The organism is Sphaerisporangium sp. NPDC049002 (genome assembly GCF_040649355.1).
In the GTDB taxonomy this organism is placed as follows: Bacteria; Actinomycetota; Actinomycetes; order Streptosporangiales; family Streptosporangiaceae; genus Sphaerisporangium.
The window spans coordinates 20200-28779 of record NZ_JBEZFH010000081.1; the positions used below are offsets into that span (position 1 = coordinate 20200).

Here is an 8580-nt window from a genome sequence, read left to right on the forward strand (position 1 = left end):
TATATATAGGTCTATGTCCGGCATTGCCCGCTAAACGACGTCGAGCTTCTCCGCGTAGTGGCAGGAGGCTCCGTGGTCGTCCCCTAACGGGCGGACCTCGGGCTCCTCCTCGACGCAGCGCACCCGGCGCACATCAGTGAGGGCCTTGAACTTGGGGCACCGGGTGCGGAACCGGCAGCCCGAAGGGGGGTTCGCGGGGCTGGGGAGGTCCCCGTCGAGCAGGATGCGGCGGCGCTCCCGCTCCTTGTCGGGGTCGGGGATCGGCACGGCGGACAGGAGCGCCTGGGTGTACGGATGCATCGGCGAGCCGTACACCTCGCCCACCCGGCCGATCTCGGCGATCCTGCCGAGGTACATCACGGCCACGCGGTCGGCGATGTGCCGCACCACCGACAGGTCGTGGGCCACGAAGAGATAGGACAGGCCGAGACGGCGCCCGAGGTCTTCGAGAAGGTTGATCACCCCGGCCTGGATGGACACGTCGAGCGCGGAGACCGGCTCGTCGAGCACGATCAGCCGGGGTCGCAGGGCCAGTGCCCGGGCGACGGCGATGCGCTGGCGCTGGCCGCCGGAGAAGTCCTGGGGGTGGCGGGAGGCGTCCGCCGGGTCCATGCCGACGAGCCTGAGCAGCCGACGCACCCGGGGACCGATGTCCTTGCACCCGTGGGCCGCCAGGGGCTCTCCCACGATGTCGTGGACGGTCATGCGGGGGTCCAGGGAGGCGAGGGGATCCTGGAAGACGACCTGCATGCGCCGCCGGACGGCCATGCGGTCGCGCGGGGTCAGCCCGGCGGTGTCATGCCCGAACACGACGACGCGGCCCCGCTCGGGCCTGGACAGCTCAAGGATCTCCATGAGCGCCGTCGTCTTGCCGCACCCGGACTCCCCCACCAGGCCGAGCGTCTCCCCCTCGCGGATGTCGAAGCCGATGCCGTCGACGGCGCGGACCGTGCCGACCCGGCGCCTGAAGACCGCGCCCTTCATCACGGGGTGGTATTTCACCAGGTCGTCGACCTGGAGCACCACGGCGCGCCGCTCACGTGGCGGCCGTACGGGCGACGACGGGACGGCGGAGGGGACGGCAGGGGGCGGCGCGGCGAGGGCCGGGACGGCGTGGGGGGCGCCGGTCTCAGCGACGACGCCGGGCGGGACGGCGTGGGGCGGAGCGGTGTCCGGAGGGGGGGCCGAGCCGATCTCGTGCGCGCGAACGCACGCGGCCCGGTGACCGGGAGCCACCTCCGCCAGCGGCGGCTCGGCGGCCACGCACTCGGGGACGGCCATCGGGCATCGAGGCTCGAACGGGCAGCCGGGCGGCAGTTCGGCCAGAGAGGGAGGATTGCCCTCGATCGGCACGAGCGGCGTCTCCTTGCCCGCGTCCACGCGGGGCACCGAGGCCAGCAGGCCGATGGTGTACGGCATGCGCGAGCGGTAGTACACGTCGCGCACGGTGCCGACCTCCACCTCGCGCCCCGCGTACATGACGAGCACGCGGTCGGCGAAGCCCGCCACCACCCCGAGGTCGTGGGTGATCAGCACGATCGCCGCGCCGGTCTCGCGCTGGGCCGTCTTCAGCACCTCAAGGACCTGGGCCTGGATGGTGACGTCAAGCGCGGTGGTGGGCTCGTCGCAGATGATGACGTCGGGGTCGTTGGCGATCGCCATGGCGATCATGGCGCGCTGCCGCATGCCCCCGGAGAACTCGTGCGGGAAGGCCCTGGCCCGCTGCCCGGGGTTGGGGATGCCCACCAGGTCGAGCAGTTCCACGGCCCGCTCGGCCGCGCGCCGGCGGCCCACCCTCTGGTGGACGCGCACGGCCTCGGCGATCTGGTCTCCCACGCGGTAGACCGGGGTCATCGCCGAGAGCGGGTCCTGGAAGACCATCGACATGGTCCTGCCGCGGAAGGCGGCGAGATCCTTCTCGGAGGCGCCCAGCAGCTCCTCGCCGTGCAGGAGCACCGAGCCGGTCACCTTGGCGTGCCGGGGCAGCAGGCCCATCACCGCCAGTGAGGTGACCGACTTGCCCGCGCCCGACTCGCCCACGACGCCGAGCACCTCGCCCCCCTCGACCGAGTAGCTGACCTCGCGTACGGCCCGGACGTCGCCGAAGCTCACCTCCAGGTCGCGCACCTCCAGCACCGGCCGGCCGCTCACCTGGGCCTCCGGGCGCCGGGATCGAAGGCGTCGCGCAGGGAGTCGCCGATCAGGTTGACCGCGAGGATCATGACGACCAGGCCGCCCGCGGCGAACCAGAACGACCACGGGGCGTACAGCGCGGTCCTTCCGCCGTCGGCGATCAGGCTGCCGAGCGAGACGTCGGGCGGCTGGATGCCGAACCCGAAGTACGACAGGCTCGTCTCGGTGAGGATGGCGGCGCTGACGTTCAGCGTCGCGTCCACGATCAGCAGAGACGCCAGGTTCGGGATGACGTGCCTGAAGATGATGATCGAGGGCGGCACCCCCATGAACCGCGCCGCCATGATGTACTCTCGCTCCTTGATCGCCTTGGTCATCCCCCGCACGATCTTGGAGGTGACCATCCACAGGAACAGCGCCAGCATGATCACGAACAGCAGCCAGCGCCCCCCGGTGAACAGCGGGGACATGATGGCGAGGATCAGGAACGCCGGCAGGACGAGGAGCAGGTCGGCCACCCACATCAGCGTGCGGTCGGTCCAGCCGAGGAAGTAGCCGGCGAACGAGCCGACCGTCGCCGCGACCCCGGTCGACAGCACCGCGACGAGCAGGCCGACGATCAGCGACTTCTGCGCCCCGCGCAGCGTCAGGGCGAACACGTCGGACCCGGTCTGGAGCGTCCCGAACCAGTGGCCGGGTGAGGGCGGCTGCATGAACGCCGTGAAGTCCATGTCGGTGTAGGACCAGCGGTAGAACAGCGGGCCGAGGAAGGCCAGCAGGAACATGCACGTCAGCAGGCCGAAGCCCAGCCGCCCCTGCCTGGTGCGGAAGAAGCGCGCGGCCACCACCCGGGCCCTGGATGGGATGCGGACGCGCTCGGCCTCCGCCTCGACCTCGGCGAACTCCTCCTCGGGCAGCGTCATCATCTAGCCCACCCGCACCCGGGGGTCGAGGAAGGCGTGCAGCACGTCGGAGGCCAGCGAGGCGAGCAGCACGGCCAGCGCGGCGAAGCAGCTGATCGCCGCGACCATGTTGACGTCGTTGGTGCGGATGGAGGCCACGAGCTCCTCCCCCATGCCGTGCCAGCCGAAGACCGACTCGGTGATCGTCGCGCCGACCAGCAGCGAGCCGAAGGTGAACGCGAAGTAGGTGACCGCAGGGATCAGCGCGGTCCTCAGTGCGTGCTTGACCAGTGCCGTGCGCCGGCGGAGCCCCTTGGCCATGGCCGTGCGGACGAAGTCGGCGTCTAGCACGTCGAGCATCATGTTGCGCTGGTAGCGGCTGTAGACGGCGACCTGCCCGACGGCGAGCGAGAGCGTCGGCAGGGCGAGGTGCTTGACGCGGTCGAGCAGCGCCGCCCCCGCGCCGCCGCCGAGGCCCGGGGTGGCCTCGCCGCTGACCAGGAAGAGCTGGGTGCCGAGATGGTCGTTCAGCCAGACCGCGCCGATGATCAGCATGTTCGCCAGCACGACGGTCGGGATCGCGAGCACGAGGAAGGCGGCCACGGTGGACAGCCGGTCGAACCAGCCGTACTGTCTCACCGCCGCGCAGGCCCCGATGAGCACCCCGGCCACGCTGCCGAGCACCACCCCTAGCAGGATCAGCCGCAGCGTGACGCCGAGCCGGCGCCGGAGCTCGGCGTCGACCCTGTCGCCGTTCCACGTCCTGCCGAAGTCGCCGTGCGCCACTCCCCCCGCCCATCTGAGGTAGCGCTCGAACAGCGGGGTGTGGTCGTTCAGGTTGTACTGCGTGAGCTGGGCGTCGACCACCGAGGCGGGCGGCCGGGGAGTGCGCCCCTCGTAGTTGGACCGCGGGTTGAGCGCGGTGGCGGCCAGCATGTACGCCAGGCTCGTGGCGACGGCGATCAACACCGCGTAGTTGACCAACCGGCGGAGCAGGAACCCTGCCATCGCCCCCCTTCCCCCGATTGCCACGTCATGCCGGATGACCCGCGCGAGGGGCGGACCGCGACCCTCCGTGCCCATCCTGCTACACGACGTAACCATCTGGTGACAAGAAAGTGGCCAATCGGGCAAGGTGTCGGCTCCGAGGGCTCCAGGTACCCGGCCCCGGCCGCTCGCGATCGCCACCGGCGATCGCCGGTGGCGAGCCCTGTCAGGCGACGGGCGGGCCCGGTCTAGCGGTCGGCGAGCTCGTCCACCGCCGTACGCACGTCGTCGCTGGTGATCGTAGTGAGGTCCTCGGCGCTCGCGGTGCCGCCGCGCCCGGCGAGCCGTACGTCGCGCCCCAGCGCGGCCCGCTCGAACAACGAGCGGGCGAAGCGGCCGTTGCCCAGCTCGTCGATCAGGCCCTCGGCGCAGACCCAGGAGAACACATCGGCGAGGTCGCGCTTGGCCGACTCGTCGAAGCGGTCGCCCGAGTGCTCCGCCAGCAGCCCCGCGATCTCGGTGAGCTCTGCCGGGCTGTACGACGGGAACGCCACGCGCTGGTTGAACCTGCTGGACAGGCCGGGGTTGGTGGCAAGGAGGCGCTCCATCTCGGAGGCGTACCCGGCGAGGATGATGACGAGGCGGTCGCGGTCGTCCTCGGCGCGCTTGAGCAGGGTCTGCACGGCCTCGGCGCCGAAGGCGTCTCCCCCCTGGTAGCCGCTGTTGACCAGGCTGTACGCCTCGTCGACGAACAGCACCCCGCCGAGCGCGCGGTCGACCAGCTCGTTGGTCTTGATCGCCGTGGCGCCGAGGTGCTGGCCGACGAGGTCGGCGCGGGAGGCCTCCACCACGTCGGGACGCGACAGCAGCCCGAGCGCGGCGAAGATGCGGCCGAGCACGCGGGCCACGGTGGTCTTGCCGGTGCCGGGCGGCCCGACGAAGACGAAGTGCCGCATCTGCGGCGGGGCCGGCAGCCCCTGCTCCTGGCGCATCCGCGCGACCCGCAGCTGCGCCGCGATGGCCCGGACCTGCCGTTTGACCGGTTCGAGGCCGGCCATGCGGTCGAGATCGGCGAGGGCCTCCTCCAGGCTCGGCGTGGCCTGGTAGCCGCGGAACCTGGCGGTGATCTCGTAGAACGCCTTGGTGAGATCGGCGGTCGTCGTGGTGACGAGATCCTCACGGCTGGGAGAGCCGCCCGCGCCCACCACGCGCACGTCGCGGGCCTGGGCCGCCGCCTCGACCAGGCTGCGGGCGAACCGCGCGTTGCCCAGCTCGTCGGTGAGCCCGCGGCGGTGAACGTCCTCGAACAGGCCGAGCAGCACGGGAGGGGCGTCCGGCGACAGCCGCTCGCCCCGACGCGCCCGCAGCACCTCGGTGATGCGCAGCAGCTCGGACGGCGAGTAGCCCGGGAACTTGACCCGGGTGGAGAACCGCGAGGACAGGCCGGGATTGGAGCCGAGGAAGGTCGTCATCTCCTTCTCGTAGCCGGCCAGGATGACGATGAGCCGGTCGCGGTCGTCCTCCGCGCGCTTGAGCAGGGTCTGCACGGCCTCCGCGCCGAACCGGTCGGGCTGCCCCTCGCCGGAGTTCATCAGGCTGTACGCCTCGTCGACGAACAGCACCCCGCCGAGCGCCTGGTCGATTAGCTCGTTGGTCTTGATGGCCGTGGCGCCGAGGTACTCGCCGACCAGGTCGGCCCGCTGCGCCTCGACGACAAAGGGCGTCTCCAGCAGGCCGAACGCGTAGAAGATCTTGGCGACCGTGCGCGCCACGGAGGTCTTGCCCGTGCCCGGCGGGCCCACGAAGACGAAGTGGCGCATCGGCTGCCCGGTGGAGTACCCGGCCTCGGCGCGCAGCCGGGACGCCTCGATCGAGGCCGCGATCGAGCGAACCTGCTCCTTGACCGGCTCCAGGCCGATCATGCTTTCGAGCTCGCCGAGGGCCTCCTCGACGGAGATCGGCGGGGGCGTGCCGCGCTCGGGCAGGCCGTCGCGCTCGCCGCCGCCTTCCCTGACACGCTGCCTGGCCTGGGCGGACGACGCCTGCGCCTGCGCGGCAGTGAGCCTGCGGCGCGCCTGGCTCGCCTGGACGAGGCGGTAGGCCAGGACGGCGGCGGCCACGCCGTACGCCGCCCAGACGGCGCCGTCGGCGGAGAACGTGGCCACGGCGAAGGTGACCATGGCCGCCGCGCCGAGGGCGGCGAGCGTGGTCACCCAGGGCGTCACCCACCTGATCAGGTGGGCGGCGACCCCGGTCAGCACGCCGAGCAGGATGAACAGGGTGGGCAGCGCGGAATGCGGCTGCACGTAGCCGCCCATGACCACCATCACGCACGACCACGCCAGCAGGACGACCACGGTCGCGGCGGCGCGGGGGAAGCGCAGGGTCAGCTCGGCGAAACCAAGAAGTAACAGGGTGGTGAGGAACGTCGAGAAGGGCGACCAGCCGAGGACGACCGCGATGATCAGGGCCCCGACGAGGACGGCCGCGAACATGACCCGTCTCGTGGTACGGGAAAGCTGGAAATAACGTAGTCGGACATGCTCGAACGCATCACGGGCCGCGGCGCGCCCCGCCGGCCGGGCCCTGTCGGAGTCCCGCATTTTGCCTCCCCGGTCGCCTCCCGGTTATACCGCACCAAGGGCCCACGCGCGCGTCCCCGGGCCCGTGCCCTTCACAACGCGCCGCGAGGTCCCTACGGAGAGGAGCCCCCGACGGGCGGGGACACGCGCGGCACCGCGCTTACCGGCGGGCCGGGGCCTCGCCGCCGCGGGAGGATCGGGGTCCGCGCGGGCTGCGTGGCGGCGGAGGGTCAGGGTCTGCGGGGGGAGTTGCGGGCCTCGTGGCGGCCGGGGTACTCGCCGACGAGGACGTGCTTGGGCGTCACCCGCAGCACGTCCTCCGCGGGGTCGGCGAGGGCGATCCCGCGGACCTCTGCCCAGAAGCGCCGCTCGATCGGGTCGGCGACGAAGACGGCCACCCGCGGATCGCGCTCCGCCGCGGCCCACGCCTCCTCGGCGGCGATCAGGCGCAGCTCTCCCGACGCGCTCACCGAGGTCACGGCCCCGACGGCGAGCGTGCGCGGGCCCCCGGCGTCGGTGTAGGACAGCACGACGCTGCGGGAGTACGTGAAGGCCCGCCGCACCTCGGGGCTGAGCGCGACGGACGGGCCGACCTCGCCGGGCAGGCGGGGACCGCATCCCTCGCAGAGGATCAGGGACGCCCGCCACGGCCCGGCCGACCCCCGCCACCAGGCGCGCGCGGCCCGTGCCACGAACGCGAGCACCACGACGAGGAGCGCTCCCGCGACCGTCCACCACGCCCGCTCGCCGAGCCGGGGGGCCAGGCCGAGCGCGGGTACGGCTCCCGCCACCACCAGCGCGGCGGAGGCGACGAACAGGAACGCCAGCGCCACCGCCAGCCACCAGTCGGCGCGAAGGATCTCGCGCGTCCGTGACCGCAGCCCGCCCCGTCCGCGCACGTACAACATGGCGACCGGGACGCAGACCCCCGCCAGCGCGGCCCGGCGCTCGGCGGCCACCAGGGGCAGCACGGCCAGCACGGCGAGCACCGCCACCAGGAACCACAGGCGCGCGGCGACGATCCACAGGGTCACGCCGGTGTTCCGCCGCGCGACCCGCTCGGGCGGGACGGCGGTGAACTCGGCGAGCGCCCGTACGGGCCTGCCCCGCCACGCCTCGGTGAAGGCCCGGAGGACCAGCACGGCCACCCCGTTGAAGAGCACCAGCCCGAGCAGCCCGGCCCAGAACCCGCCGACGACGTCCTCCCACCGGACCACGGTGGGCGCGGTGGCGGAGGCGACCAGCGGGACGACCTCGCCCGCGAGCGACCAGGCAGGCAGGGTGGCCAGCGCCGCCACGTACGCCGCCACCACCAGGAAGGTGACCGACACGGCCACGGAGAGCCACAGGTCGCGCGCGAGCATCCCTGGCACGTACTTCCACACCGTGATCCTTCTGGCCTGCCGTACGGTCGCCACCAGCACCAGGACCATGACGGCCGCGCCGCCGGCGAGCGCCTCCACGCGCAGGTCGTACCAGAAGGCCAGGACGGTGACGACGGCCAGGGAGATCGCCATGAGCGCCCGTACCTGCCGGGCCCACACCTCCAGGGCGCGGCGGGAGCGGCCGGTCTCCCTGGGGTCGACCGTCCACGTGGGATCGTGGTGGTCGCGGGGCCGTTCCCACCGCAGGAACGTCAGGCCGAGGTTGATCCGCGCGCCCGGGTGCCCGTCGTCCCTGCGCAGCGCGGCCCGGTAGGCCATGGCCGCCTGCTCGTGATCGCCCCGCAGCAGGGCGAGGTCGCCGATGAGGACGTGCGGGTCGGGCTGCTCGGGGGCGAACCGCACGGCCTGCCGCGCGTGGGCCCAGGAGTCCCGCCACCGGCCGGGGAGCCTGCGGAGCATCGAGCCCATCCTCAGCCGCGCGGCCCAGGAGCCGGGTGCTTCCGCGTCAGGCGGACCTCGATTCACGTCACTTAACGACACATTCTGCTCTCGGCGTATCCGGAAGGCGATTGGGAACGTCTGCATCGGGTT

The 8580-nt window shown here is 72.5% G+C and carries 5 protein-coding genes; all 5 read right to left on the reverse strand.

Features of this window, described 5'->3' with window-relative positions; translation table 11 throughout:
• Positions 1-30: 30 nt before the first annotated feature.
• On the reverse strand, positions 31-2151 hold the full coding sequence (locus tag AB0B89_RS17950; RefSeq protein WP_358553628.1) for an ABC transporter ATP-binding protein: 2121 nt from the start codon (positions 2149-2151) through the stop codon (positions 31-33).
• A complete protein-coding gene (locus tag AB0B89_RS17955) occupies positions 2148-3056 on the reverse strand; it encodes an ABC transporter permease (RefSeq protein ID WP_358553640.1) in 909 nt (302 codons plus the stop codon). Before AB0B89_RS17955 ends, AB0B89_RS17950 begins: the two co-directional genes overlap by 4 nt.
• Before the next feature lie 3 nt (positions 3057-3059).
• On the reverse strand, positions 3060-4043 hold the full coding sequence (locus tag AB0B89_RS17960) for an ABC transporter permease (RefSeq protein WP_358553630.1): 984 nt from the start codon (positions 4041-4043) through the stop codon (positions 3060-3062).
• A gap of 227 nt (positions 4044-4270) precedes the next feature.
• Positions 4271-6625 carry an AAA family ATPase gene (locus tag AB0B89_RS17965; RefSeq protein ID WP_358553632.1) on the reverse strand — a complete coding sequence of 785 codons (2355 nt, stop codon included), beginning with the start codon at positions 6623-6625 and terminating at the stop codon, positions 4271-4273.
• Positions 6626-6834: 209 nt separating this feature from the next.
• Positions 6835-8448, reverse strand: coding sequence for a hypothetical protein (locus AB0B89_RS17970; RefSeq protein WP_358553634.1), 1614 nt, complete (start codon positions 8446-8448; stop codon positions 6835-6837).
• Positions 8449-8580: the final 132 nt, after the last annotated feature.

What these genes read in the sequence shown, in the direction of transcription:
- AB0B89_RS17955 (WP_358553640.1), bottom strand. Translation starts at nt 3,056, where the DNA reads ATGACGCTGCCCGAGGAGGAGTTCGCCGAGGTCGAGGCGGAGGCCGAG.
- AB0B89_RS17960 (WP_358553630.1), bottom strand. Translation starts at nt 4,043, where the DNA reads ATGGCAGGGTTCCTGCTCCGCCGGTTGGTCAACTACGCGGTGTTGATC.
- AB0B89_RS17970 (WP_358553634.1), bottom strand. Translation starts at nt 8,448, where the DNA reads ATGCTCCGCAGGCTCCCCGGCCGGTGGCGGGACTCCTGGGCCCACGCG.
- AB0B89_RS17965 (WP_358553632.1), bottom strand. Translation starts at nt 6,625, where the DNA reads ATGCGGGACTCCGACAGGGCCCGGCCGGCGGGGCGCGCCGCGGCCCGT.